This is a genomic window from Ochrobactrum teleogrylli, assembly GCF_037482325.1.
Lineage (GTDB): Bacteria > Pseudomonadota > Alphaproteobacteria > Rhizobiales > Rhizobiaceae > Brucella > Brucella teleogrylli.
This window is the reverse complement of sequence record NZ_JBBHKQ010000001.1, coordinates 3,094,657-3,119,795: the sequence shown is the minus strand read 5'-3', so window position 1 is coordinate 3,119,795 and position 25,139 is coordinate 3,094,657. Positions and strand designations below refer to the sequence as shown.

The window sequence follows — 25,139 nt, the reverse complement described above, 5'->3', positions numbered from 1 at the left end:
CCTGCCTATTTAAGTACGCTGCGGCAGAACGCCAACAGCCACGACCGGCTTTCCATCGGCATCCAGCGTTACGATACGCAGACGCGTCAGGCGGTTCTTCTCCTTTTTCAACACGGAGAACCGCTTGCCGTGAAAGGTGAAAGCCTGTTTCACTTCCGGGATTGACTGGGTTTCATGAATGACCAGCCCTGCAATCGTCGTCGCTTCCTCGTCGGGCAGCGACCAGTCGAGCGCGCGGTTCAGATCGCGAATCGGCAGTGATCCGTCGACAATGACCGAACCGTCCGGTTGCAGCCGCACGCCCTGCATGTCGATATCGTGCTCATCGGCAATATCGCCGACAATTTCCTCCAGAATATCTTCCAGCGTCACCAGACCCTGCACATCGCCATATTCGTCCACGACGATGGCGATATGCGCCTTGCGGCGCAAAAACGCATTCAGCTGATCCTGCAAGGTCGTGGTATCCGGCACGAACCACGGCTTGCTCGCCACTTTCATGATGTCGATGCGGGTAAAATCATTATCGACATCATAGAGCGCCCGTACCAGATCCTTGGTGTGAATGATGCCGACAATATTGTCGATATCGTTGCGCCAGACCGGCATGCGCGTGTGCGGGCTTGCCAGAATATCACCGACGATCTGCTCGGCGGGGGCGTCGGCATTGATCGTTCCCATCGCGGTGCGATGCACCATGATGTCGCTGACTTCCAGCTCCTTGAGATCGAGAAGACCGCCCAGCTGGTCGCGATCTTCCTTGATCACCGAACCGTCACGATGCAGCACAGCGACGGCGCCGCGTATCTCCTCGGACGCTGAGAGCATCGAACGCCCTGCCGCCAGATTGATGCCGAACAGCCGCAAGATGACGCGCACGATCCAGTTCACCACCGATGAAACCGGGCCGATGACCGTCACCACAAAGGATACGCTGCGCGCCACCGCCAGCGAAAAGCGGTCGGGCGCGGAAATGGCCCAGGATTTTGGCAGCACTTCCGCGAAGATCACCAGAATGATCGTCATGGCGATAGTGGCATAGGCCACACCGGCGTCACCGAAGAAGGTCAGGAAAATGCTGGTGGCAATCGAGGATGCGAGGATATTTGCGAGATTATTGCCAATCAGCAGCGCGCCGATCAGCCGGTCGCGCCGGCTGATCAATTGCTGCACGACCTCGGCACGCTCGTCGCCCTGGTTTTCCAGCGAATGCATCCGCGCGCGGGACGCAGCCGTCAGCGCCGTTTCGGAACCGGAGAAAAAGGCGGACAGGATGACACAAAGCAGGATGATCCCGCACATGATCCAGAGTTCGAAAACCATTCCGTCGATCTCCTTTTCCGTCCGCGCCGACCGGTTGCGCTATGAAAATTATGCGTCCGCGAGACGTTCCTTCAAAAACTCAAACACGGCGGCGGGCGGCACATCCTTGGCGATGAAAGACTGGCCGATCCCGTGGGTGAGGATGAAGGTGAGCGCGCCGCGCGCCACTTTCTTGTCCTGCGCGATATAGTCCATCAGCTTTTCCGCAGGCGGCAGACCGCCCGGCACCTCGTCAAGCGACGTCGGCAGGCCAACAGCCTTCAGATGCGCCTCGACCCGTTCCGCTGCTTCAACACCGGCCAGATTCATCTTGACCGAAAAACGATGCGCCAGCGCCATGCCGATGGCGACACCCTCGCCATGCACCAGACGGCTCGAATCATAACCCGTCGCCGTCTCCAGCGCGTGTCCGAATGTATGGCCGAGATTAAGCAGCGCACGATCACCGGTTTCACGCTCGTCGCGCGCCACAACGGCGGCCTTGGAACGGCAGGATTCGGCAATCGCTTGCGCTCGCGCCGCACCACCGGCAAAGACTTCCTGCCAGTTTTTCTCCAGCCAGGCGAAGAACTCCGGGCGGTCGATGAGGCCATATTTGGCAACTTCCGCATAACCGGCGCGGAATTCACGCGGGCTCAGCGTGTCCAGAACATCCGTGTCGGCCAGCACCAGCTGCGGCTGGTAGAAAACACCGACGAGATTCTTGCCATAGGCAGTGTTGATGCCCGTCTTGCCGCCAACCGACGAATCCACCTGCGCGAGAAGCGAAGTCGGCATCTGCACGAAATTCATGCCACGCCGCACAATCCCGGCCACAAAGCCGGACAGATCGCCCACCACGCCGCCGCCGAAAGCCACCAGCGCATCGCCGCGCTCCAGCCGGGCCGCCAGAATGGCATTGGTGACGGTTTCAAGCGTCGCAAAGGATTTGGATTTTTCGCCCGGTGCCACAATAACGGGCGTGGCTTCGATACCGGCATTGCCAAAGCTTGTCCGCAGCCGTTCAAGATGCGCTCTGGCGACATTTTCATCGGTGACGATGGCAACGCGCGCGCCCTTCAGGCGCTTGGCAACTTCCGCGCCCGCACGGTCAACGAGGCCCTTGCCGATCAGGATATCGTAAGAGCGCTCTCCCAGCGAAACCGGCACGGTAACACTGTCATGTGCGGACGAAGGCGCATTCATTCTATTCTCCAGTCGATTTTTCCAGATGCCGTTTTTCCAGATGCTGGGCGAGAACCTCGATCAGCTCGTCGGCGATGATTTCTTTCTTCTCTTCGCGCGTCATCATGTGCAGATCGGCAAGCGCATAAACCGGATAGCGCTCATTCATCAGTTTCTGCATGACGGCACGCGGATCGCTGTTGCGAAGAAGCGGCCGGTTCTGGCGGCGGGAAACCCTGTCCATCAGCACATCGATATCGGCATTGAGCCAGATGGAAACACCCGCAGCGCCTATGGCCGTGCGCGTTTCGGCATTCATGTAAGCGCCGCCGCCCGTGGCAAGCACCATCGGGCCGTCATCGAGAAGACGCAGGATCACCCGGCGTTCAAGGTCGCGGAATTCAACCTCGCCATAGGCTTCGAACAGTTCGGGGATCGTCATGCGCGAGACAGCTTCGATCTCCGTATCGGCATCGCGGAAAGGCAGGCCGAGCATCGAAGCCATTTTGCGGCCAATGGTGGACTTGCCCGCGCCCATCAGGCCGACCAGCACCAGAACCTTCGTACCGAGCAGACCACGGATGGCGTCGGCTCGCCCATGGAGCCCCGCCTTCTCATGCAGCCCAGCCTTTTCATGTGAATTGGCTTGTTTTTCTATACTGCTCATCAACCTCATCCATTTGGGATGGTTCCACATGAAAAACCGGGCGGCGTCAATTGCTTTCATGGAATCTGAAAGCAGGAATGGCGGCTTTTTGCAGCGACGCCACCGACATTCTTGCTTTCACCGCAATGCCGCATCATAAACGACAGATGCCTACGCTGACGCGCCTCATCGCTTTCGTCGTCCTGATCGCAGCCATTGTCTATGCTGCGATGTATGCGCTTGCGAATTTCGTCGAGCCGCAGACCCAGGAAATGCGGGTGGAGATTCCAGCCTCCAAACTAAACCCAGTGCCGATTGCGCCACCACCTTCAAATGCTGGAACCGCCGCAAGCGAGACGCCAGCTATTGAAACAACCACGCCTTCACAGGAATAATGATGCGCGCATCGCTGGCGATTGAAAATTTCCTTGAAATGATGAGCGCCGAACGGGGCGCGGCAGGCAATACGCTCGAATCCTATGCGCGCGACCTCACCATGACCGCCGAAGCGCTGGCTGAGCGCGGCATCAATCTAGCGGAAGCTGAGGCCGATCACATTCGCTCGGTGCTTGACGGCATGGCGACGGAAGGCTTTGCCGCGACATCGCAGGCGCGGCGGCTGTCCGCGCTGCGCCAGTTCTTCCGCTTTCTCTATGCGGAAGGCTTTCGGCAGGACGACCCCACCGGCGTCATCGATGCGCCGAAGAAGCAAAAGCCGCTGCCAAAAATCATGAGCGTCGATCAGGTCACCCGCCTTCTCGACCGAGCGGCGCTGGAAGCAAGCGAAGCGCAAGAACAAGGCGAGCGCATCAAGGCACTGCGGCTTCATGCGCTGATTGAAACGCTTTATGCCACGGGCTTGCGTGTTTCGGAGCTGGTGGGCCTGCCGGTCCGCGTTGCGCGCACCGATCACCGTTTTTTGTTGGTGCGGGGTAAGGGCTCGAAAGATCGTATGGTGCCGCTGTCGACCAAGGCGCGGGATGCGTTGCAGACCTTTTTGGCCTTGCGCGATTCCCTGCCCGCCTGCGAAGAGAACCCGTGGCTGTTTCCAGCCTTCTCCGAAAGCGGGCATCTGGCGCGACAGGTTTTTGCCCGCGAATTGAAGGGGTTGGCCGCCCGCGCCAATCTTTCCGCCGCCGCCATTTCACCCCATGTTCTGCGCCACGCCTTTGCCAGCCATCTTTTGCAGAACGGCGCTGACTTGCGCACGGTTCAGCAATTGCTCGGCCATGCCGATATTTCGACCACGCAGATTTATACGCATGTGCTTGAGGAAAGACTGCATAAGCTCGTCAGTGAACATCATCCGCTTGCCGATTGAGCCTGCTCCGGTTATGAGAAAAGCAAAATTTGCAAGTTGAGCCCGCAGTGAATATGTAAGGCGCCGTAAAACAGCCTTCTTCAGGCACGCTATTGCGGCGATCTCGTTGGAAACGCACGAACAGTCAGGCCCGATGTACAACTATCTCGATTTTGAAAAACCCGTCGCCGATCTCGAAGGCCAGATTCTTGAGCTGAAGAAGCTCGCGCAGGAACAAGGCAGCGTTGAGATGAGCGACGAGATTCGCCGCCTCGAGAAGCGTTCGGCCGATGCGCTGAAAGATATCTACCGCAAGCTGACCCCGTGGCAGAAGGCGCAGATCGCCCGCCACCCGGATCGTCCGCATTGCCTGGAATATATCGACCGGCTGTTTACGGAATTCACGCCTCTGGCCGGTGATCGACAGTTCGCCAATGACGAAGCGCTGCAGGCTGGCTTTGCCCGTTTCAACGGACAGCCGGTTGCCATTCTCGGTCAGGAAAAGGGCTCGGACACTAAGACGCGCCTGAAGCACAATTTTGGCTCAGCCCGCCCGGAAGGCTATCGCAAGGCCGTCCGCATCATGGAAATGGCCGACCGTTTTCAGCTGCCGCTGATCACGCTGGTTGATACGGCAGGCGCCTATCCGGGTGTCAGCGCCGAAGAGCGCGGCCAGGCGGAAGCCATTGCGCGTTCCACCGCAGAATGCCTGCGTCTGCGCGTGCCGGTGGTCTCGATCATCATCGGCGAAGGCGGTTCGGGCGGCGCTATCGCGATTGCCGTCGCCAACCGCGTCTATATGCTCGAACATTCGATCTATTCGGTCATCTCGCCGGAAGGCGCGGCCTCGATCCTGTGGCACGATTCCACCCGCGCCAAGGATGCCGCCTCCAACATGCGCATCACCGCGCAGGATCTGTTCGATCTCAAGGTCATCGACGGTATCATTCCGGAACCGCTCGGCGGCGCGCATCGCGGCAAGGAAGCTGTCATCGATGCGGCGGGCGACATGATCACGGCATCGTTACGGTCGATGAAGGATGTCGACGGCGAAACGCTGAAGCAGGAACGCCGTCAGAAATTCCTCCAGATCGGCCGTAATCTCTAATAAAGCCCTGTCAGTTTTGGCATTTCTCATCCGGGATGTTCTTCACATCCCGGATTTGCATCTTCACGTCATTTCCGCCATATTGCCGTCGCGTTAATTTTTAGATATCCAGGCAAGGATTTGTAAACGATACCGTAAGGTTTGGTTGTCAAAATCACCCTTGCAGGAAATCGTCTCTTGCACCGTTCTAACAGACTCGATGCGATATGAAGATCAGAACCGCAATACTTGCAACCGTCATGGCAACCGCGCTTCTCGCGGGGTGTCAGGGCTCGTCCGTATCCGACCTGAGCTTGCGCGCTGAAAAGCCGCTTCCCGAGAAGATCGTCACCAAGATGAAGGCGAAGGGCATGACCCGCACCTCGCCGATTCTGGTCAGAATCTTCAAGGAAGAAGGCGTTCTCGAAGTTTGGAAGCAGAAGAATAACGGCAAATACGACCAGATTGCCTCTTATGAAATCTGCAAATGGTCGGGCAAGCTCGGACCGAAATATATCGAGGGTGACCGTCAGGCTCCGGAAGGTTTCTACACCGTCCACCCGACGCAGATGAACCCGAAATCCAATTATTATCTCGCCTTCAACATCGGTTTTCCCAACGCTTATGACCGCGCCAACGGGCGCACGGGCCAGAACCTGATGGTGCACGGCGCATGCTCTTCGTCGGGCTGCTATTCGATGACCGATGAAAGCGTTTCTGAAATCTACGCCTTCGGACGCGACGCCTTCAAGGGCGGCCAGCGCGACTTCCAGATTCAGGCCTTCCCGTTCCGCATGACCAATGCCAACATGGCGCGCTACAAGAGCGACCCGAATTACGGCTTCTGGAAAATGCTGAAGCAGGGCTATGACGCCTTCGAAGTGACCAAGGTTCCGCCGAAGGTTGATGTTTGCGAGAAGCGCTACGTGTTCAACGTCGCTTCGCCAGACGGAAAGCCACTCTCAGCAACGGATGCCTGCCCGCCGTCGGCCAACACCGACGCCATGTCGACGGCCTACGCATCTTATGAAAAGACCTTCCAGAGCGCCTTCAGCGCTTCTCAGAAAGCCCCTGCTCCGTCGATTCAGGGCCTGACCGAAGCCAAGCTCGTTTCGGCCTGGAGCGCTGCCCGCGCCCGCGGCGAAAAGGTAACGCGAGAACCGCCGTCGCTCACGCCATCATCGGCTGAAAAGGCTGGCGCACCGGATATTCGTCCTGCTACGCCTGCACTTGCGCAGCCAGCGAGCGCAATTGCCGCAACGGCTCCCGTTGCAGCTCCGGTAGCCGCTCCGGTCACCGCCTCTGTGCCGACACCGCAGCAAAACCCCGCCCAGAGCCCCGCAATGCCTGCCGACGTTTCGCCAGTGACGACCGGCAGCACGGTTGCACAGAATATCGATCAGCCCGCACCTGTGGCTGCACCGGAAGCGAAAAAGCCATGGTGGAAGATCATCGGCAACTGACCTCTATCGAGGCGCACATTCCCGTTTATGACCTGAGGGGGCTGAAATGCCCCCTTCCGGTTTTGAAGACCCGTCATCGTCTGGAGAAAATGCCAAGCGGCGCATATCTCTGGGTGGAGGCGACCGACCCGCTTGCCGGTATCGACCTGCCGCATTTCTGCGCGCAGGAAGGCCATGCGCTCATTGAACATGAGCGCAGCGAAACCGTGCAGCGTTTCCTGATCCGGAAAAAATAAGATTCAGTGCTTCGGTGAAAAGCCCGGGATTGCCAGCGGGTTTTCCATCAGCGCGGCGCGATCAGGCCGGTCTAGGCTTGGACGACCCAGAAATGCGTCGAACAGCTCCCGCACATAGCTTTCCGGCAGATCCTTGACGATCATCACCAGAAGCGTCTGCTTCTCACCTTGCGGCCATTGCGGCAGGCGCGCTGGCGGATGGAAGATTTTCTGGACGCCATGAATCACCACCGGACGTTCCGGGTCTTCGGCGATCTGGACGATGCCTTTGACACGCAGCAGCTTCTCGCCATGCGTCGAGCGCAAGAGATCGAGGAACATATCGAAACTCGAGAGCGGAATGGGCGCATCATGCCGCAGCGAAAACGAGCGGATGGCATCGTCATGATGGTGGTGATGCGCATGATGATGATCGTGGTCGCAATCCGGGCCGCAAACATGGTCATGATCGTGCCCGTGATCATGATGATGCGCATGGTCGTGATGATGATGGTCATCATGCTCATAGGCTTCCGCCTTGAGCCAGCGCTGCACATCCGCCGTTTTGGTCTCGGGATTATATAATCCGCATTCGAACAAGGCCGCAAAGCCAGTGCGCTGATCGCCTGCCGTCAGAATTTCCGCACCCGGATTGAGCGCCCGCAACCGTGTTTTCAACGCTGGCAAACCCGCCTGTGCTTCCGGCAGGTCCGATTTGGTCAGGATGATGCGGTCGGCCATCGCCGCCTGCTTGACGGCTTCCTCGTGGTTGTCGAGCGTCGCCATGCCGTTCACAGCGTCAACGGTCGTCAGCACGCCATCAAGACGGAAAGCCTGCATCAGCACCGGATGCCCCATGATCGAATGCAGCACCGGCGCCGGGTCGGCAAGACCGGTGGTTTCGATGATGACCCGCTTCAGCGCCTTGATGCGCCCGGTCTGCAAGCGGTCGATCAGATCAGCCAGCGTATCGACCAGCTCGCCGCGCACCGTGCAGCAGAGGCAACCGTCGGAAAGCTCGATAACACCTTCGCTCGCCTGCTCGACCAGCAGATGATCGATACCCACCTCACCGAATTCGTTGATGATGACGGCAGTGTCGCTCAGGGCCGGGTCTTTCAGAAGCCGGTTGAGCAGCGTTGTCTTGCCGGAGCCCAGAAAGCCGGTCAACACGGAGACGGGAATAGGATTTGGCATGGCAAACACTTCACACTTTGAGGGCGCGACACTTCAGGAACACGACGGACAGAGTTGACCCTATCAACCCAATATTATGGTGGATCAGTTGATCGCGGTCGTCTTTATACCCACCGCACGCTGCGGACGCGGCATCGGCACAGGCACCTGCGAAATATGCAACTGGCTCGGCTTTGTGACCGGGCCGGGTTCGGAAACAAGTCCGACCTGCACCGCAACCGGATCGTGATCCATGGCGTGAATATAGGGCGAGTTGATCTTCAGCTTGCCTTCGACATCGCGACCGTCCCAGCGGTCGGCCATGGCTTCCTTGCTGCAAATCGCCTTGCGCATATCGACAGCCTCATTGAGATTGCCGCCTGCGGTTGGTCGCAGCGTCGCAAGCGTTGCGCCGCCGGACGCGCTGGCGCGAAATGCATCGGTCATCAGCTGCGCAGCCTGTACGGCGCGCGCTTCCTGACGATCCGCGCCGAGTACGATGGCAAGCACCGTGCGACCGTTGCGCGTGGCGGACCCTGCCAGATTGAAGCCCGACGCACAGACGAAACCGGTCTTCATGCCGTCCGCGCCGTCATAACGGCCAAGCAGAATGTTGTAATTGGCCTGAATTTTCTTGCCCGCACCCGGATCGATGGCCTCGGTGGCAAAATAATGCGCATATTGCGGGAATTCACGCCGCAGCTGCACAGCGAGCACCGCAAGATCGCGCGCCGTCGTATAATTGTTCGGATCGTGCAGACCGTTCGGATTGGCGAAATGCGATCCGACCATGCCGAGACGCTGCGCTTCCGCATTCATGAGCTGTACGAAGCCAGCTTCGCTGCCGCCGACTGCCTCGCCCACGGCGACGGCGACGTCATTGGCGGATTTGACGAGCATGATCTTCAGCGCGGTATCGAGCGTCATAACCGAGCCCGGCTTGTAGCCCATCTTGCTCGGCGGCTCCTTGGCGGCACGAACCGTCATCGGCACCGGAGATTCAAGCGTCATGCGACCGGACTGGAGCGCGCGAAACGCCACATAGGCGGTCATCATCTTGGTGAGCGAAGCCGGATACCAGCGCTGGAACGCATCCTTTTGGGCATAAACCTTGCCGGTCGCCACATCGACGGCGATTGATGGATTGGCAACCGCCGCTCCCATCGCCGTGCCAGCCATTGCTGCGGCAGCAACCAGGATTTTCAACGACTTCGACAACATTGCGCAGTTCCAATCAATAATGGCCCGCAACTTCTGCGGGTCTCCGTTTGCACGGCTCAATTCAATGGTTCCAAATCGCCATCAGGACGACACACGACACGTTCGGTCATATAAGGAGGATTTGCGTTGCTCTTATCTATGCCATGTGGCGAGGAAAAGGCAAACAGGGATTGCCGGATTTCACCGAAACGTCATATCCTGTACCCTTCAAATCACACCTGATACCCATGCATATATAGACCCAATACGGGAGCCTCTCCGAAATGCCAGTGCTTAATCGTGCCGTAGAAACACAGGCGGAAATCGCCGGTTGGCGTCGCCAGCTTCACCAGAATCCCGAACTGCTCTACGACGTGCACGACACTGCAAAATTCGTCGCGGAAAAATTGAAAGCTTTCGGCTGCGACCACGTGGAAACCGGCGTCGGACGCTCCGGCGTGGTCGGCATCATCAAGGGCCGCCACGGCGACGGCCCGGCCATCGGCCTGCGCGCCGACATGGACGCTTTGCCAATCAATGAAACCAGCGGCGTCGAATGGGCATCGAAAACTCCCGGCAAGGCGCATTCCTGCGGCCATGACGGGCACACTTCCATGCTGCTGGGCGCTGCACAATATCTGAGCGAGACCCGCAATTTCCGCGGATCGGTCGCGTTGCTGTTCCAGCCTGCCGAAGAAGGCGGCGCGGGCGGCCTCGCCATGGTCCAGGACGGCGTCATGGATCGCTACGGCATTTCGGAAGTCTATGGCGTGCATAATATGCCGGGTTTGCCCGTGGGTCAGTTTGCCATGTGCAAGGGACCGATCATGGCCGCAACCGACGAATTCGATCTCTTCGTCAGCGGTCGCGGCGGTCATGCGGCACAGCCGCACCGCACGATTGATCCCATCCTCGCCGGTTCGCAGCTGATGATCGCCTTGCAGGGCATCGTCTCGCGCAATACCGATCCGCTGGATTCACTCGTCATTTCAGTCACGAAATTCATCGCGGGCGAGGCCTACAATGTGATCCCGGAAAAGGCGACACTGTCGGGCACCGTGCGCACGCTGCAAAAGGAGACCCGCGCTTTCGCCGAACGCCGTATCCGCGAAGTGGCTGCCGGGATCGCCGCCGCCACGGGCGCAGAAATTACCGTGCGCTATAAGAACAATTATCCGGTCACCTTCAACCACGATGCGCAGACGGAATTTGCCGAGCGCATCGCCACCGGCGTTGCAGGTGAAGGCAAGGTCAACGCCAATGTCGAGCCGATGATGGCTGCGGAAGATTTTTCCTACATGCTGGAAGCGCGCCCCGGCGCCTATATCTTCATCGGCAATGGCGATACGCCGGGCCTGCATCACCCGGCCTATGATTTCAACGACGACGCTATTCCTTATGGTGTCAGCTATTTCGTGTCCGTGGCCGAAACGGCGCTTGCCGCCTGACGTCAAACTTGAGAAAATCCGTCTACCCCGCTTTTTGCGGGGTTGGCTACCGCCATGAAACCCAGTATGTGTCGAAAATATCCGAACATGCTGGCATCACTGGCAACAGCGGATGGTTTAACGGTCGGTCCCGTAGCTCAGTAGGATAGAGCGACAGATTCCTAATCTGTAGGCCACTGGTTCGAATCCAGTCGGGATCACCACTTAAAAATCACCTATCATAAGGCCAGTTGGCCTGCGAAAAGACGCCACCATCGACCCATAATGTCTGGCCCGTCACGAAACGCGCCGCCTCGGAAGCAAAGAACAGCACCGGACCGGACAGATCCTCAGCGCTGCCGACCCGGCGCAATGGCGTCACCTTGGCCCATGTGCCCGCATAATCGGGCTGTTCCAGCGCCGTGCGTTCATTGAGGATCGCGCCGGGAGCGACACAATTCACGCGAATGCCATGCGGCCCGAGTTCCACCGCCGAAACCTTGGTGAACTGCTCAATGCCGCCCTTGGAGGCCGTGTAGGAAACAAGTTTCGGGAAAGCCAGCTTGTTGCAGCCCGAACCGATATTGATGATCGCGCCGCTCTTGTCGGCATCCACCATCCGCTTGGCCGCAGCCTGCGTGTTGAGGAAACACCCTTTCAGATTGGTGCGGATGACATCGTCCCACTCGTCTTCGGCGAGTTCCAGCAATGATTTCCATCTCTGGATACCGGCATTGTTGACGAGCACATCCGGCGCATCGCCAAACCAGCTGCACGCCTCATCGAAGAAAGCTTCGACCTCGGCTCCAACGCCGACATCACAGGCAAGTCCAAGCGCCTGACCGCCGCCCGCTTCAATCGCCTCGACCAGCGACTGGGCTGCGTCGTCGTCATTCTTGAAGCTGAAAGCCACCGCATAGCCCGCATTAGCAAAAGCCGTAACCAGATGTCTGCCGATCCCCGTGCTGCCGCCTGTGATGACTGCGAATTCGCTCATGCCGCTCCCTCCCTGAAGCATTTCCGAAACCGAACTTAATCGGTTTTCGCCGGTGGTAAACTGGCAGAAAAGAAAATATCCTCCCCATAAGCAGAATGGAGGGAAAAATGAATCCGGACATCACGGAAGCCAATGGCGCGTGTCACTGCGGAACGGTGCGTTTTCGCGTAAAATTGTCCAATGGCCTGCACAGTGCGCGACGTTGCACCTGCTCCTATTGCCGGATGCGTGGAGCGGTTGCCGTAACTGCGGAAGTGGGCGGACTGGAAATTCTGCAAGGTGAAGATGCGCTGACGCTCTACACTTTCAATACCGGCATCGCGAAGCATTATTTCTGCTCCAAATGCGGGATTTATACCCATCACCAGCGCCGCTCCAATCCAAACCAGTTCGGCGTGAATGCGGCTTGTCTGGAAGGCGTCTCACCTTTCGATTTCAAGGTCATTCCGGTCAATGACGGCGTCAATCACCCGTCAGACACGCCGAACCACAAGGGATCGGGTATTGTGGGTTATTTGCGCTTCGAACCGGCTGACGGCACGGATTAAACCCTCGCACGCGGCTTCTGTTGGTTTTTCTCCCAGGAGAAGACGGTCGGCGGCAGCGGATCGCGTCCACGAATAATGTCCGATCCCTTTTCGCCGACCATGATCGTTGGCGCATTGGTGTTGCAGGACGGCACGTGCGGCATGATCGAGCTGTCGCACACCCGCAACCCCTCCAGACCGTGCACCCGCAGTTCCAGATCAACCACGGCTGAAGCGTCGGTGCCCATCCTGCACGTGCCGACCGGATGGTGATCGGTCTTGGCATTGGCGCAGGCATAGTCGTACAGATCATCGTCGGTGACCACTTTCGGTCCCGGAAGCCGCTCGGCCATGACATAGGGTTTCAATGCGGCCTGTTGCATGATTTCACGTGCGATCTTCAGCCCTTCCAGCGACATTTTCAGATCGTGCGGATCGCTCCAGTAATTCGGGTCGATCAGCGGTGCAGCAGCCGGGTCGCTGGAAGCCAGCCGCACGGTTCCACGCGAGCGCGGATGCAGATAAGCGGAATTGAGCGTCACACCTGCATTCTTGAGCTTCTCGACGCCAGCTTCAATGCCCGAACCAAGCCCCAGATGGAACTGGATATCCGGTGAGCGGGCATCCGGATCAGCATACCAGAAGCCGCCGGTTTCAAAGAGGCTGGACGCTACAGGGCCGGAACGCAGAAAGATATATTGCAGGCCCGCGCCAAGCGTACGGTGCAGCTTTGCCACGCCGTCATAAGTGTGATCGCCAGTGCATTCAGCGATGACGAACAGATCGAGATGATCCTGCATATTTTCGCCAACGCCGGGCAGATCGTGTTTCACCGCAACGCCAACCTGTTTCAGATGATCGGCGGGACCGATGCCCGATTGCAGCAGAAGTTTTGGAGAGCCGATAGCGCCCGATGAAACGATAACTTCCCGCGATGCGCGCAACACCTCGCCACTCATCAGGGCCACGCCTGTGGCGCGCATCTTTTCCAGCACGATGTTACGGACTGGCGCATTGATCCTGACCGTCAGGTTTCGCCGTCCCTTGATCGATGCGAGATAAGCAAGCGAGGCGGACGACCGCCGGCGGTTGCGCTGCGTCAACTGATAGAAACCGACGCCCGCCTGTTCGCGCCCGTTGAAATCCGGGTTGTAGGGTATCCCCAGTTCCTGCCCGGCGCGGATATAAGCGTCGCAGATCGGCAGCGGTGCGGACGGCATGGAAACGCCCAGTGGGCCGCCATAGGAATGATAATCGTCGTTGAAACGCTGATTGTCCTCAGCGCGTTTGAAATAGGGCAGCACACTGCGATAATCCCAGCCGGTGCAGCCATCTTCATTGGCCCAAAGATCGTAATCAGCAGCGTTTCCGCGCGTATAAATCTGCGCATTGATGCTGGAACCGCCGCCGATGACCTTGGCCTGCGTGTAGCGCAGCACGCGGTTTTTCATGTGCTTTTGTGGAACGGTCTCCCAGCCCCAGCTGGCCACGCCCTTGGTCATTTTGGCAAAGCCCGCAGGCATATGGAACAGCGGATTCCAGTCGCTGCCGCCTGCCTCTAGCAGCAGCACTTTTACAGACGCGTCTTCGCTGAGGCGATTGGCGAGAACACAACCGGCAGGCCCGCCGCCAACGATGATATAATCGTAATTCATCGCCCTACCCTTATAATTTTGCTATCGACAGGCCGCCATCGGCATTGATCACCGACCCGGTGGCGAAGATGAAATTTCCGCCCGCAAGCCCGGCCACGATGGCGCCAACATCGCCCACTTCGCCCCAGCGCTTCATCGGCACCAGACCACCTTCGATCAGCGCGTCGTAACGCTCGGAGACTTTGGCCGTCATATCGGTGCGAATAATGCCGGGACGCACTTCGAACACACCAATCCGCGCCTCGGCCAGACGCAGCGCCAGCCCTTGCACGAAGGCGGTCAGCCCCGCCTTGCTGATGCAATAATCGAGCCTTTCCGGCGAACTCATCACCGATGAAACCGAACTGATCGTCACGATGCTGCGTGGAAAACGCACATCGGTTACCGCCAGCATGGCTTTCACTATCGCCTGCGTGAAAAACACTGTGCCTCGCAAATTGACCCCCATGATGGCGTCGAAATTTTCAGGCTTCAGCCCAAGAAAATCACCGCGCTCGACCGAACCCATGCCCGCATTGTTGACGAGACAGTCAATGCTGCCAAACTCCTTCAACACGGCAGCAATCGTCGCCTCATGGGTTTCGACGGCAGCGAGATCGCTTTTGAAGAAAGCCACCCTGCCACCCATGCCGCGCAATTCGTGAATGACGGCCTCGTCGTTCTCAATATCGGTGATCGCCAGATCGAAACCCTTTGCCGCCAGGGCGCGGGCGATGCCGAGCCCGATGCCGCGACGTCCGCCGGTTACCAGCGCCACAGGTCTTTGACGGTTCATGCCAGCACCTCCCGGTTCAAATGGTCCGCGACGCGCATTGCCTGCGCGGCAATGGTCAGCGCCGGATTGACCGCCGCCGATGTCGGCAGGAACGATGCATCGACCACGTGGAGATTGAGGTGATCATAGGCACGGCACCAGGGATCAAGCGGCGCCGTCGCCGGATCGTTGCCGATGCGCACCGTCCCGCATTGATGCGACGGCGTGCGCCGGTCAAAGGCTCGCGAAAGCACGACCGGAAATCCCGCCGCACGCAGAGCGGATTTGAGCTTTTCCACCAGCATCAGATGCGCTTGCCAGTTGCTACGCACCCAATGCAAAACGATGCGGTCGCCATCCACCGTCACGCGGCTTTCCGGCGACGGCAGATCTTCGCTCATGGCGTAGAAATCGATTGTGTGTCCGGCAACCCGGTTCAACAGCCATTCCGGCACTCGTGGCATACTGGATTTGAGGATCGCACCCGAGATGCGCCCCAGCAATTGCACATTGCCCAATGGCGGCCCGCCTGCCCCGTCCGACAGATAGTAATCGTTGAAGCCAAAGGTCTTCTGGTAGACGCTGTCATTGCGATAACGCGGATCGAAGGCGATCACCGCGCTCGCATTGTGGTTCATGAAATTGCGCCCCACCTGATCGGAGCGATTGGCCAGTCCCGACCGCAACAGGAGCGCCGCCGATTGCACCGCACCGGCGGACAGAATGACCAGCTTCGGGCGCAGGACCAGCGCCTCTCCGTTCTTCACATAATGCACGGTGGCAATGGTCTTGCCATCCGGCCCGGCTTCCAGCCGTGTCACCCGTGCGGAAGTTTCGAGCCGGACATTGGGATGCTTGAGGGCAACCGCGAGCGGACAGGTTTCCGCATCCATCTTGCCATCATCGCAATTGGGATGCGCATCCCACGGTGTTTTGGCTTTGGCGAGCCAACGGTCAATATCGACCCCCAGCGGCAGCGAGGCCGGATGCAATCCGGCTTGCTTAAACCGCGCCCGCACATCGGCAATCGGTGGTTCATCGCGGATCGCCGCAAAAGGATAAGGCTTTGAATGATCTGGCTCGGTCGGATCTCCGCCCAGTTCACCGCGCACCTGAAACAGCTGTTCGGCGCGGCTATACCACGGCTCCAGTTCTTCATAGGAAAAGGGCCACGCGGGCGAGACCCCTTCCAGATGCGCCATCTCGGCAAAATCCTCGTGGCGATAGCGGATCAGCACCGCGCCAAAGAATTTGGAATTGCCGCCGACATTATAATAATTGCCGGGGTTGAACGGCGTGCCGTCGGTCTCGTACCAGAACTCTTTCGGGCGAAAGAAGCCCTGTTGGAAAATGGCGCGCGGGTCGCGGTTTTCCGGCCTGTCCGGCAAATGCTCCCCCGCCTCAAGGATGAGAATTTCGGCACCCGACGCCGCAAGACCGGCAGCCATCGTCGCGCCGCCGATACCCGATCCGATGATGACGATATCCGGCTGTCCTCCCAAAGCCGTCACTCCCTACTTCGCCTGTGGCATCCACATGGCCGTCCGCGCACCGATATGCATATTGAGCGTCTTGGTCTCGGTGTAATCCTCCACCGCATGACGGCCCAGCTCGCGGCCGAGACCGGACTGGCGATAACCGCCGAAAGGCAGTTCCGGCGTGCCGTCCATGAAAGTGTTCATCCAGACTGTGCCAGCACGCACCTTGCGCCCGATGGTCATGCAGGTATCGAAATCGCGGCTCCACACACCTGCGGAAAGCCCGTAATCAACCGCATTGGCAATGGAGATCGCCTCATCCACCGTATCGAAGGAGAGGACCGACAGGACCGGCCCGAACACTTCTTCACGCGCCACGGCCATGTCGGCCTTCACACCGGACAGAATGGTCGGGCCCATATATTGGCCGAGGCCGAGGTCGAGCACCTCACCGCCATGCGCCAGCGCCGCACCAGCCTTTCTGGCCTGATCGACATAGGCACCAACCTTGCTCAGATGCTGCGGCGTGATGATCGCGCCTACCTGCGTGTTGACATCGAGTGGATCGCCGACAATGACCTTCTTCGACAAATCGGCGACGCGCCCGACAATCTCATCGACCATCGAGCGATGCACGATCAGCCGCGAACCGGCATTGCAGCATTCGCCCGCATTGAACCATGCGCCGAACACCACCGCGTCGATGAAGGCATCCATATCCGCATCGGGGAACAGGATTTGCGGGTTCTTGCCGCCAAGCTCCAGCGACACTTTTTTCAGGGTCTGAGCGGCATTGGCCATGGTCAGCTTGCCGATGCCAGTGGAGCCGGTAAACGACACCATGTCCACGTCTGGATGCGTGCTCATATGCTGGCCTACATCCGCACCCGTTCCGGTGACGATGTTGACGACACCATCCGGCACACCTGCCTCTGCGAGGATTTCACCGAGCACCAGCGTCGAGCCGGAGGTGAGTTCCGACGGCTTGACGACCGCCGTGCAGCCTGCCGCCAACGCGAAAGGAAGCTTCTGTCCGACGATCAGGAACGGAAAGTTCCACGGTGTGATAATGGAGACAACACCAATCGCCTCACGCAGCACGACACCCAAAGTACCATCGCCCAGCGTGTTATAGCTTTCGCCGTGCAGATCACGCGCAAGCGCTGCCGCGTAGCGCCAGATATCGACGGAACCGGCGATTTCGCCGCGCACCTGACTGATCGGCTTTCCAGCTTCAATCGCATCGAGATAGGCAAGCTCTTCGGCCCGCGCCTCGATCAGATCGGCAGCCTTCAGCAAGACCAGCGAGCGCTGCGAAGCCGTTTTGGAAGACCAGCGCCCGTCATCGAAAGCCTTGCGCGCGCTTGCTACGGCGCGTTCCACATCCGCCTTGTTGCCCGCCGGATAACGGCTCACCGTGACACCATGGCCGGGGGCCACGCGCTCAATGGTCTGGCCGCTCTGGCTGCCCACCCATTTGCCATCGATCAGCATGGAGAATTCGCGGACGGCCAGTCCGGCCAGCGGTTGCGGCTTTACAATCGTGCTCATCACCATTTTCCTTCAAAATTCGCTTCGCGCTTTTCGCTGAACGAGCGCACGCCTTCCTTCAGATCGCCGGTCTTGGCGACAAGGATGGAACCCAGCGCCTCGACAGCGGTTCCGTTGTCCTCGCCATTGGCGACGGACAGCATCAGTTTGGAAATTTCCAGTGCAGCCGGTCCGCGTTGTGCCACCCGCGCCGCATAATCCTGCGCCGCCTGCAAGGCTGCGCCCGTCTCCACAACGGCATCGACCAGCCCATGCGAGAGCGCTTCCTCAGCCGTGAACATCTCGCCGCCCAACACCATGCGCCGCACGATCTGCGCACCAAAACGGCGCACAAGACGCTGCGTGCCCGACCAGCCGGGGATCATGCCAAGCGATGTTTCCGGCAGACCGATCTTCGCCTGTTTTTCGACAATGCGGATATCGGCGGCGCCTGCCAATTCCAGCCCGCCGCCCAGAGCATGACCATTCATTGCCGCGATCAAGGGCACACGCAAAGTCGCAAGCCGCTCGAACACCCGATGCCCATAGCGCACCCAGGCATGGCCGAATTCCTGCGGTTCCATGCCGCCCCAGGCCTTGATGTCGCCTCCGGCAGAAAAGGCTTTGCCCTCACCCGTCAGGATTGCAACCCGCATAGTGCTGTCCGCCTCCACCCGGTCACAGGCGGCAGAGAGTTCCTGCAAAAGCTCGATATCAAACGCATTGAGCTTTTCGGGCCGCCTGATGGTCATGACCGCGATGTGGTTCTCGGTCGAAATTTCTATCCGATCAGCCATGTCACGCCTCCAGCTTTCGCGCCGGTTTTTGCGGCAGCGTGAGGCCAATCGGCTCCTCGCGGAACAGCGCTTCGTCCATGGTCTTGAGCTGGTCGGAAACGATCAGCGGAAATTCCGACTGGTCGAGAATATGCGCCTGCAAATCGACGCCCGGCGCAATCTCGGTGAGCACGATACCTTCCGGCGTCAGCTTCATCACAGCGCGTTCCGTAACATAGGTGATATCCTGCCCCTGCGTGACACTGCGGGGGCCCGAGAAGGTGACATGCTCGACTTGCGTGACCAGTTTTTTCAGCTTGCCTTCTTTTTCGATCACCAGCTTACAGTCAGCGACCGACAATTTCGCACCCGCATTGAACATGCCGGAGAAGACAATCTTCCTGGCGCGTGCGGTAATGTCGACAAAGCCGCCCGCTCCCGCCGTGACATGCGGACGGAATGAAAGTTTCGACACATTGACCGAACCGTCGCGCCCGATCTCAAGGAACGAGAGCAGCGAGGCATCAAAACCGGCACCCTGAAAATAGGTGAACTGATAGGGTGACGGCATATAGGCATCGGCATTGGACGCGCAGCCGAAAGCGAAGTCCAGAAGCGGCACGCCGCCGACAGCACCCTGCTCGATCACCCAGGTCACGGCACCGTGCAGGCCTTCTTCCAGCAAAATGCGTGGCACATTGGCGGAAATGCCGAAGCCGAGATTGACCGCGCTGCCCGCCTGCAATTCCTGCGCGACACGCCGTGCAATCGCTTTTTGAATATTGAATTCGGCGAGACGGAATGTATCCAGCGGGCGGAAAATCTCGCCCGAAATCGCCGGGTCGTAGAGCGTCTGCGTGGTCTGCTTCTGGTCGGGATCGACAACGATATAATCGACCAGAACGCCCGGCACGCGAACGTCATGCGGCTTCAGCGTGCCTTCCTTGGCGATGCGCTTCACCTGCGCAATGACGATGCCGCCATTGTTGCGCGCGGCCAGCGCCTGATCGAGACCGCCGAGATAAGCGCCTTCATGCTCATAGGTGAGGTTGCCGCGTTCATCCGCCGTCGTCGCGCGAATGATCGCCACCTGCGGGATGATGGCGGGGAAATAAAGCCAGTCCTCGCCTTCGAAGCTGACATGTTTCACCACCGGCTCTTGTGTAGCCTTGTCATTCATCGCCGTACCCTGACGCTTGGGATCGACAAATGTATCGAGCCCTACCTTGGTCAGCACGCCGGGGCGCTTTGCCGCCGCTTCACGGTGCATGTCGAACAGGATGCCTGACGGGATATTATAGGCCGGGATCTCATTATTGGTGATCATTTGCCAGATCAGCGGCGGTTCGGCACTCGACGGGCCGGACGGATAGGAACCTCCGATGATCTTCTTCAACAAACCGGGCTTGGCGATGTAATCGACGCCCTTGATGCCGCTCATATCGCCTGCCGCAATTGGGTGCAGCGTGGTGATGTTCTTCGGGTGGCCCGTCTCGTCGAACCGCTCGCCAATCGCTCTCAGCGTCAGATCGGGACAGCCGAGACCGCTCGATGAGGAGACCGAAACGACAACATTGTCGGGGATGAGTGCAGCCGCTTCCGCAGCCGAAATATGCTTGTTCATGGTGTTCAGAGTCCAGATTGAACGGCGGTTGCCTTGCCAGTCTTGGCGGCTTCCGCGACCGCAAGCCCGGTGGCGAGCGACCAGATGCCGTCTTCGAGTGTTGCAGAAGGCTGGCCCTTGCCCGCAATCGCGTTGTGGAATGCCTGCAAGGCGGTTTCGTAGAGATTTTTCTGGTCGAGCGGCAATTCGTGCTCGCCATCCTTGTTACGCAGAATGACGGTTCCCACCGGCTTTTGCGTCATCACATTGCGCGCCACCAGCGAGCCTTCGCTGCCATGCACTTCAAAGCCCGTTTCGGCATATTTGGTGGTGAAAGCATCGTGGAACTGGGCAATCGCGCCGGAGGAGAAGCGTAGCACCCCCATCACACCGTCTTCCAGCCCAGCGCCGCTGAGGCCCCCCTGCTGGCTGAAAGCCAAGGCTTCGACCGGGTTTTCGCCCAGCACAAAACGCAGCGTGTCGGCATCGTGCACGGTGATATCGAGGATGACGCCGCCACCGGCATCTGGTCGTTCAATGCGCCAGCCCTGCAAATGTGGCGGCAGATAAACCGCATGGAAAACCCGCGCCCCAAGCACCTTGCCGATCCGGCCTTCTGCGATGGCATCGCGCATGGCGCGGTGGCTGGCGGCATTGCGCAAATGATGGTTGGTGCCTGCCACCACGCCTGCCTCGCGCACGGCTTTCAGCATGGCATGGGCGTCGCCAATCGTCAGCGCCAGCGGCTTTTCACAGAGGACGTGTTTAGCCGCTTGTGCCGCGGCAATCGCCTGATCGCGATGCAGTTCATTGGTGGTGGAGATATAGACAGCGTCGATTTCCGGATCGGCCAGCATCGCATCAAGGCTTGTCACCGAGCGGCCAATACCATTATCGCGGGCATAGGTTTCGCCGCGCGCGGCATTGGTGCTGTAAACCGAAACGACTTCGCCGCCGGTCGCACGAATGGCTCCGATCACCCACTCTTTCGCAATCGTGCTTGCGCCTATAAGGCCCCACTTTGCCATTGGTGTTTCTCCTCCTTGTTGGTCTGCGCGCCACAGCTTGCGCGCACCGCAAGACGCACCGCCAAACGCTGCGCCTCCGCCTCCACCCGTTCCGAGTTGATCTGCTTCAACAGAAGCTGTGCCGCCCGTTCGCCCATCCCCTGCGGATCGACCGACACCGTTGTTAATGCGGGCACCGCCGTCTTTGCTTCGATCACATCGTCAAAGCCGACCACGCCGAAATCACGTCCCGGTTCCAGATGCGTGGCGCGCAGGCCGTCACAAACACCAAACGCCACCGCATCATTGAAACACACCGTGGCCGTTGGCTTTGCACCCAGCAGCAACATGCGCTCCACTGCTTCCACACCGCCCGCCCGTGACGGCGCCGATGTGAAGATCAGCGTCTCGTCAAAGACGAGGCCCGCCTGCTCCAGACCAGCGCGATATCCGGAAACACGCTCAGAAAACACCGCGGTATCCGCATAACCGCCCATGAAGGCGATGTTCCTGTGACCAAGACCGACCAGATGCTCGACGGCCTTCGCGACACCGCCGCGATTGTCGGACAGAATGGACGAAACACCGGAACCCGGCACATCGCGCACCATCTGCACGACCGGAAGGCCGCTTTTCGCCAGCGGCTTCAGATCTCCGGATTCCGTACCGCGTGCCGGTGAAACGATCAGCCCGGCAATGCCATGTTCGCGCATGGAGGCGATCACCTCACGCTGGCGGTCGATGCTTTCGCCGGTATTCGCCAAAAACTGCACATAGCCCGCCGACTGCATCACGCGGTCTATGCCCACCGCCAGTTCAGCGAAAAAACTGTTGGTCAGATCATTGACGACCAGCCCGATGATCTTGGATTTGGCCTGACGCAGATTGGCGGCGCTGCGGTTATAGACATAACCGAGCTTTTCGATTGCCGCCTGCACCTTGACCCGCGTTTCAGCATGAACCAGCGGGCTGTCACGCAGCACAAGCGACACGGTCGATTTGGACACGCCTGCCTCGCGTGCAATATCGATGACCGTAACGCTGCTCTTGTTCATGGCTTTCCTCGACTTCTGCCGCCAAGTTAATTGGAACGTTCCAAAATTGTCAATTAGATAAATTTAGCCGTAATATCGCCATGATACTGCCTTGTTGTTTGGCCCTTTTTAGGCGGAAATCTCAAAAGAATGGGCTATATCGGTTCGAAATAGGCTTATTCCTTGCCATTTGGAACGTTCTAAATTATCAAGACTGAGGTTCGTGGGAGGACGATGATGGGCGTTGCATTCGACACTATGCTGACCTTGCCGAAGGCCGATGGAACCCTGCTTCCATATCGGCTTGTCGGAACGCCGACAGAAAGACCGTCCGCTCCCCCGCAATTCAATCGCATCGCCTATGCGGCAGCGCATGTTGTCTCCGACCCGCGAAAAGATACGACGCCCTGGAGCAATCCCGCGCTCGACTGGGATGCGACCATGGCTTTCCGGCATCATCTCTGGAGTCTCGGTTTCAGGATCGCCGAAGCGATGGACACATCGCAGCGCGGCATGGGCCTCAACTGGACGGGCGCGCAGGAGCTGATCCGCCGCTCGCTGGCTGAAAGCAAGACCGTAGCGGGTACCGATCTCGCCTGCGGTGCTGGCACCGACCATCTCGATCCGGCGGATGCCAAGAGCCTTGATGACATCATCAAGGCCTACGCAACACAGGCTGGTTTCATCGAGAAACACGGCGGGCGTTTCATCCTGATGGCAAGCCGCGCCCTTGCCCGTATCGCCCGCTCGCCCGACGATTACGCAAAGGTTTATGGGCACATTCTCTCCAATGCCCGCGAGAAAGTTGTGCTGCACTGGCTGGGCGACATGTTCGATCCGCAGCTCAAGGGCTACTGGGGAGCCTCAAATTTCGAGGATGCGCTGGATACGGTCATCGACATCATCGAAGCCAACCGCGACAAGGTGGAAGGCATCAAGATTTCGCTACTCGAAGAACGTTACGAACTGGCATTACGAGACCGGTTGCCGGAAGGCGTGCTCTGTTTCACAGGCGATGATTTCAACTATGCGCCGCTGATCGAAGGCGACGGCAACCGGCACAGCCATGCCTTGCTCGGCATTTTCGATGCGGTCGCGCCACAGGCCTCCAGCGCATTGGCAGCGCTTGCCCAAGGCGACAGCGCCCGTTTCCGCGCCATCATAGAGCCGACCGTCCCGCTATCGCGCAAGATTTTCGAAGCGCCGACCCAGTATTACAAGGCGGGCATCGTGTTTCTCGCATGGCTCAACGGCCACCAGACGCATTTCACCATGCCAGCCGGAATGCAGTCGGCGCGCGGCATTGTCCATTATGCCGACATTTTTCAGCTGGCGGACAAGGCCAATGTGCTCGACAGGCCGGAGCTTGCCGTGAAACGCATGAAGTCGCTTTTGGAAACCCATGGGGTGGAACAAGCCTGACAGCCGCTTCATCAAGCGACCCGTATTCCCCCATGCAATCTGTCCGGTTCCCGTGCTGATTGATTTCGGCTATCAACTTGATTAAGCAATCAACAGCATAGAAACCAATTAGGGGAGATTTTCATGCGTTCTGTACTTCTGGCATTGCTGGCCGCAACGGCCATTGCCACTTCGGCCCAGGCAAAAGACGTTACCGTCGCCGTTACCGCGATCGTCGAACATCCGGCGCTCGACGCTGCCCGTGACGGCGTGAAGGATGCACTGGCCGAAGCCGGTTTCAAGGAAGGCGAAAATCTCAAATTCGTCTATCAGTCCGCACAGGGCAACCCGGCAACCGCCGCACAGATCGCACGTCAGTTCGTCGGCGAAGGCCCGGATGTGATCGTTCCGATCTCCACCCCTTCGGCTCAGGCCGTGGTTTCTTCCACGCGCGACATACCGGTTGTGTTCACCGCCGTATCAGATCCGGTCGGCGCACAGCTCGTCAAGAGCATGGAAAAGCCGGGCGGCAATGTAACCGGCCTCTCCGACATGTCGCCGGTGGCCGAACATATCAAGCTCATCAAGGAAGTGATGCCGAACATCAAGAAGCTCGGCTATCTCTACAATTCCGGCGAAACCAATTCGGTCTCGCTTCTGGCTGCGCTGAAGGAAGCTGCTGCCGCTGACGGCATCGAAATCGTTGAATCCGCCGCCACCAAGTCGGCTGAAGTCAAGGGCGCTGCGCAGGCCCTCGTCGGCCGCGCCGATGCCATGTATGTGCCGACCGACAACACCATTGTTTCGGCTCTCGAAAGCGCTGTCGGCGTTGCCGAGGAAAGCAAGCTGCCGCTCTTCACCGCCGATACGGATTCCGTCAAGCGTGGTGCGATGGCTGCACTCGGCTTCAACTATTACGACGTCGGCAAGCAGACCGGCGCTGTGGTTGCACGCATCCTGAAGGGCGAAAAGCCGGGCGACATTTCGGTCGAAATCGCAAAGGGCACCGATCTCGTCATCAATCTCGGCGCCGCCAAGAAGATGGGCGTGGAATTCCCGAAGGCCGTGATCGACCGCGCCACCAGCAAGATCGACTGATCATCGATCAGACCGCAGAAAAAAGGGGCGAGAGTGAAAACTCTCGCCCTTCTTCTTTTTGGACAAAGGCCAAAGGAGTTCCAAACAATACCCAAGGTGGGGCAATACCGCACGAATGTTGCGTGAGCCGCACATAAAGCCGCATTTGCGGGCCTTTGGCGCGGTTTGGGCTTGCGCTCGGGATTACGAGAGTTGTAATCCCACTGGAATAATAACGGGAACAAATGATCTAGCCGGGAAACGATCCGTACGGGCTTCGCCCGCCGGATACACTCAAA

At 58.9% G+C, this 25,139-nt stretch carries 23 protein-coding genes and 1 tRNA gene; 10 read left to right on the top strand and 14 right to left on the bottom strand.

The window, feature by feature from the left end; genetic code table 11:
• Positions 1-9 precede the first annotated feature (9 nt).
• From WIX40_RS14570 to WIX40_RS14560, 3 genes are read right to left on the bottom strand one after another with little or no spacing between them, the layout of a single operon-like run.
• Positions 10-1,323, bottom strand: coding sequence for an HlyC/CorC family transporter (locus tag WIX40_RS14570; protein ID WP_109369988.1), 1,314 nt, complete (start codon positions 1,321-1,323; stop codon positions 10-12).
• Positions 1,324-1,371: 48 nt separating this feature from the next.
• Positions 1,372-2,508, bottom strand: a complete 1,137-nt coding sequence (gene aroB, locus WIX40_RS14565) for a 3-dehydroquinate synthase (RefSeq protein ID WP_339440396.1) — start codon at positions 2,506-2,508, stop codon at positions 1,372-1,374.
• A 1-nt stretch (position 2,509) separates the two neighbouring features.
• A complete protein-coding gene (locus WIX40_RS14560) occupies positions 2,510-3,154 on the bottom strand; it encodes a shikimate kinase (RefSeq protein ID WP_109370333.1) in 645 nt (214 codons plus the stop codon).
• A gap of 146 nt (positions 3,155-3,300) precedes the next feature.
• Between WIX40_RS14560 and WIX40_RS14555 the strand changes: the two genes are divergently transcribed.
• The 5 genes from WIX40_RS14555 to WIX40_RS14535 all read left to right on the top strand — a co-directional run bounded on the left by WIX40_RS14555 (position 3,301) and on the right by WIX40_RS14535 (position 7,219).
• Entirely contained in the window at positions 3,301-3,528 is a 228-nt protein-coding gene (locus WIX40_RS14555) for a hypothetical protein (RefSeq protein ID WP_109370334.1), read from the top strand.
• A 2-nt stretch (positions 3,529-3,530) separates the two neighbouring features.
• A complete protein-coding gene (gene xerD / locus WIX40_RS14550) occupies positions 3,531-4,454 on the top strand; it encodes a site-specific tyrosine recombinase XerD (protein WP_339441050.1) in 924 nt (307 codons plus the stop codon).
• A gap of 133 nt (positions 4,455-4,587) precedes the next feature.
• Entirely contained in the window at positions 4,588-5,541 is a 954-nt protein-coding gene (locus WIX40_RS14545; protein ID WP_109369991.1) for an acetyl-CoA carboxylase carboxyltransferase subunit alpha, read from the top strand.
• Between the two features lie 206 nt (positions 5,542-5,747).
• The gene (locus tag WIX40_RS14540) at positions 5,748-6,983 is read left to right on the top strand and encodes a hypothetical protein (RefSeq protein WP_339440393.1); all 1,236 of its coding nucleotides are present in this window, start codon (positions 5,748-5,750) and stop codon (positions 6,981-6,983) included.
• On the top strand, positions 6,962-7,219 hold the full coding sequence (locus WIX40_RS14535; protein ID WP_339441049.1) for a sulfurtransferase TusA family protein: 258 nt from the start codon (positions 6,962-6,964) through the stop codon (positions 7,217-7,219). The genes WIX40_RS14540 and WIX40_RS14535 overlap by 22 nt, the downstream gene beginning before the upstream one ends.
• A 3-nt stretch (positions 7,220-7,222) precedes the next feature.
• On the opposite strand, the gene WIX40_RS14530 is transcribed toward WIX40_RS14535, so the two are convergent.
• Positions 7,223-8,395: a CobW family GTP-binding protein gene (locus WIX40_RS14530; RefSeq protein ID WP_339440391.1), complete on the bottom strand. Its 1,173-nt coding sequence runs from the start codon at positions 8,393-8,395 to the stop codon at positions 7,223-7,225.
• Between the two features lie 84 nt (positions 8,396-8,479).
• On the bottom strand, positions 8,480-9,595 hold the full coding sequence (locus WIX40_RS14525; protein WP_121536832.1) for a D-alanyl-D-alanine carboxypeptidase family protein: 1,116 nt from the start codon (positions 9,593-9,595) through the stop codon (positions 8,480-8,482).
• 263 nt (positions 9,596-9,858) lie between these two features.
• Here WIX40_RS14525 and WIX40_RS14520 point away from each other — a divergent pair, with 263 nt between their 5' ends.
• Positions 9,859-11,022: a M20 aminoacylase family protein gene (locus WIX40_RS14520; RefSeq protein ID WP_339440388.1), complete on the top strand. Its 1,164-nt coding sequence runs from the start codon at positions 9,859-9,861 to the stop codon at positions 11,020-11,022.
• A gap of 126 nt (positions 11,023-11,148) precedes the next feature.
• A tRNA-Arg gene (locus WIX40_RS14515) sits at positions 11,149-11,225 on the top strand.
• 8 nt (positions 11,226-11,233) lie between these two features.
• Here WIX40_RS14515 and WIX40_RS14510 read toward each other — a convergent pair.
• Positions 11,234-11,998 carry an SDR family NAD(P)-dependent oxidoreductase gene (locus tag WIX40_RS14510; RefSeq protein ID WP_339440386.1) on the bottom strand — a complete coding sequence of 255 codons (765 nt, stop codon included), beginning with the start codon at positions 11,996-11,998 and terminating at the stop codon, positions 11,234-11,236.
• A 107-nt stretch (positions 11,999-12,105) separates the two neighbouring features.
• Between WIX40_RS14510 and WIX40_RS14505 the strand changes: the two genes are divergently transcribed.
• A complete protein-coding gene (locus WIX40_RS14505; protein ID WP_339440384.1) occupies positions 12,106-12,546 on the top strand; it encodes a GFA family protein in 441 nt (146 codons plus the stop codon).
• Here the strand turns inward: WIX40_RS14505 and WIX40_RS14500 are convergent.
• From WIX40_RS14500 to WIX40_RS14465, 8 genes are read right to left on the bottom strand one after another with little or no spacing between them, the layout of a single operon-like run.
• Positions 12,543-14,180, bottom strand: coding sequence for a GMC family oxidoreductase (locus tag WIX40_RS14500; protein ID WP_339440382.1), 1,638 nt, complete (start codon positions 14,178-14,180; stop codon positions 12,543-12,545). The two genes, WIX40_RS14505 and WIX40_RS14500, sit on opposite strands and share 4 nt — an antisense overlap.
• A 10-nt stretch (positions 14,181-14,190) precedes the next feature.
• Entirely contained in the window at positions 14,191-14,955 is a 765-nt protein-coding gene (locus WIX40_RS14495) for a 3-ketoacyl-ACP reductase (RefSeq protein ID WP_339440380.1), read from the bottom strand.
• Positions 14,952-16,436 carry a GMC oxidoreductase gene (locus WIX40_RS14490; protein ID WP_339441047.1) on the bottom strand — a complete coding sequence of 495 codons (1,485 nt, stop codon included), beginning with the start codon at positions 16,434-16,436 and terminating at the stop codon, positions 14,952-14,954. The genes WIX40_RS14495 and WIX40_RS14490 overlap by 4 nt, the downstream gene beginning before the upstream one ends.
• A 12-nt stretch (positions 16,437-16,448) precedes the next feature.
• A complete protein-coding gene (locus tag WIX40_RS14485; protein WP_339440378.1) occupies positions 16,449-17,969 on the bottom strand; it encodes an aldehyde dehydrogenase family protein in 1,521 nt (506 codons plus the stop codon).
• Complete coding sequence (locus WIX40_RS14480) at positions 17,963-18,739, bottom strand: enoyl-CoA hydratase/isomerase family protein (RefSeq protein ID WP_339440377.1); 777 nt, start codon at positions 18,737-18,739, stop codon at positions 17,963-17,965. Before WIX40_RS14480 ends, WIX40_RS14485 begins: the two co-directional genes overlap by 7 nt.
• A 1-nt stretch (position 18,740) precedes the next feature.
• Positions 18,741-20,342, bottom strand: a complete 1,602-nt coding sequence (locus WIX40_RS14475; protein WP_339440376.1) for an acyl CoA:acetate/3-ketoacid CoA transferase — start codon at positions 20,340-20,342, stop codon at positions 18,741-18,743.
• Positions 20,343-20,347: 5 nt separating this feature from the next.
• Complete coding sequence (locus WIX40_RS14470; protein ID WP_339440375.1) at positions 20,348-21,349, bottom strand: Gfo/Idh/MocA family protein; 1,002 nt, start codon at positions 21,347-21,349, stop codon at positions 20,348-20,350.
• Positions 21,328-22,383 (bottom strand): LacI family DNA-binding transcriptional regulator, encoded by a 1,056-nt coding sequence (locus tag WIX40_RS14465; protein ID WP_339440373.1) that lies wholly within the window; start codon positions 22,381-22,383, stop codon positions 21,328-21,330. The genes WIX40_RS14470 and WIX40_RS14465 overlap by 22 nt, the downstream gene beginning before the upstream one ends.
• Before the next feature lie 216 nt (positions 22,384-22,599).
• Between WIX40_RS14465 and WIX40_RS14460 the strand changes: the two genes are divergently transcribed.
• Both WIX40_RS14460 and WIX40_RS14455 read left to right on the top strand, forming a co-directional pair.
• Positions 22,600-23,784, top strand: a complete 1,185-nt coding sequence (locus tag WIX40_RS14460) for a dihydrodipicolinate synthase family protein (protein ID WP_371834150.1) — start codon at positions 22,600-22,602, stop codon at positions 23,782-23,784.
• Positions 23,785-23,907: 123 nt separating this feature from the next.
• Positions 23,908-24,861: an ABC transporter substrate-binding protein gene (locus WIX40_RS14455; RefSeq protein ID WP_140026248.1), complete on the top strand. Its 954-nt coding sequence runs from the start codon at positions 23,908-23,910 to the stop codon at positions 24,859-24,861.
• The last annotated feature ends 278 nt before the right edge of the window (positions 24,862-25,139 follow it).

Excerpts from the sequence above, each read along its gene's own strand:
- WIX40_RS14570 (WP_109369988.1), bottom strand. The coding sequence starts at position 1,323 with ATGGTTTTCGAACTCTGGATCATGTGCGGGATCATCCTGCTTTGTGTC.
- aroB (WP_339440396.1), bottom strand. The coding sequence starts at position 2,508 with ATGAATGCGCCTTCGTCCGCACATGACAGTGTTACCGTGCCGGTTTCG.
- WIX40_RS14560 (WP_109370333.1), bottom strand. The coding sequence starts at position 3,154 with ATGAGCAGTATAGAAAAACAAGCCAATTCACATGAAAAGGCTGGGCTG.
- WIX40_RS14555 (WP_109370334.1), top strand. The coding sequence starts at position 3,301 with ATGCCTACGCTGACGCGCCTCATCGCTTTCGTCGTCCTGATCGCAGCC.
- xerD (WP_339441050.1), top strand. The coding sequence starts at position 3,531 with ATGCGCGCATCGCTGGCGATTGAAAATTTCCTTGAAATGATGAGCGCC.
- WIX40_RS14545 (WP_109369991.1), top strand. The coding sequence starts at position 4,588 with ATGTACAACTATCTCGATTTTGAAAAACCCGTCGCCGATCTCGAAGGC.
- WIX40_RS14540 (WP_339440393.1), top strand. The coding sequence starts at position 5,748 with ATGAAGATCAGAACCGCAATACTTGCAACCGTCATGGCAACCGCGCTT.
- WIX40_RS14530 (WP_339440391.1), bottom strand. The coding sequence starts at position 8,395 with ATGCCAAATCCTATTCCCGTCTCCGTGTTGACCGGCTTTCTGGGCTCC.
- WIX40_RS14525 (WP_121536832.1), bottom strand. The coding sequence starts at position 9,595 with ATGTTGTCGAAGTCGTTGAAAATCCTGGTTGCTGCCGCAGCAATGGCT.
- WIX40_RS14520 (WP_339440388.1), top strand. The coding sequence starts at position 9,859 with ATGCCAGTGCTTAATCGTGCCGTAGAAACACAGGCGGAAATCGCCGGT.
- WIX40_RS14510 (WP_339440386.1), bottom strand. The coding sequence starts at position 11,998 with ATGAGCGAATTCGCAGTCATCACAGGCGGCAGCACGGGGATCGGCAGA.
- WIX40_RS14505 (WP_339440384.1), top strand. The coding sequence starts at position 12,106 with ATGAATCCGGACATCACGGAAGCCAATGGCGCGTGTCACTGCGGAACG.
- WIX40_RS14500 (WP_339440382.1), bottom strand. The coding sequence starts at position 14,180 with ATGAATTACGATTATATCATCGTTGGCGGCGGGCCTGCCGGTTGTGTT.
- WIX40_RS14495 (WP_339440380.1), bottom strand. The coding sequence starts at position 14,955 with ATGAACCGTCAAAGACCTGTGGCGCTGGTAACCGGCGGACGTCGCGGC.
- WIX40_RS14485 (WP_339440378.1), bottom strand. The coding sequence starts at position 17,969 with ATGGTGATGAGCACGATTGTAAAGCCGCAACCGCTGGCCGGACTGGCC.
- WIX40_RS14480 (WP_339440377.1), bottom strand. The coding sequence starts at position 18,739 with ATGGCTGATCGGATAGAAATTTCGACCGAGAACCACATCGCGGTCATG.
- WIX40_RS14475 (WP_339440376.1), bottom strand. The coding sequence starts at position 20,342 with ATGAACAAGCATATTTCGGCTGCGGAAGCGGCTGCACTCATCCCCGAC.
- WIX40_RS14470 (WP_339440375.1), bottom strand. The coding sequence starts at position 21,349 with ATGGCAAAGTGGGGCCTTATAGGCGCAAGCACGATTGCGAAAGAGTGG.
- WIX40_RS14465 (WP_339440373.1), bottom strand. The coding sequence starts at position 22,383 with ATGAACAAGAGCAGCGTTACGGTCATCGATATTGCACGCGAGGCAGGC.
- WIX40_RS14460 (WP_371834150.1), top strand. The coding sequence starts at position 22,600 with ATGGGCGTTGCATTCGACACTATGCTGACCTTGCCGAAGGCCGATGGA.
- WIX40_RS14455 (WP_140026248.1), top strand. The coding sequence starts at position 23,908 with ATGCGTTCTGTACTTCTGGCATTGCTGGCCGCAACGGCCATTGCCACT.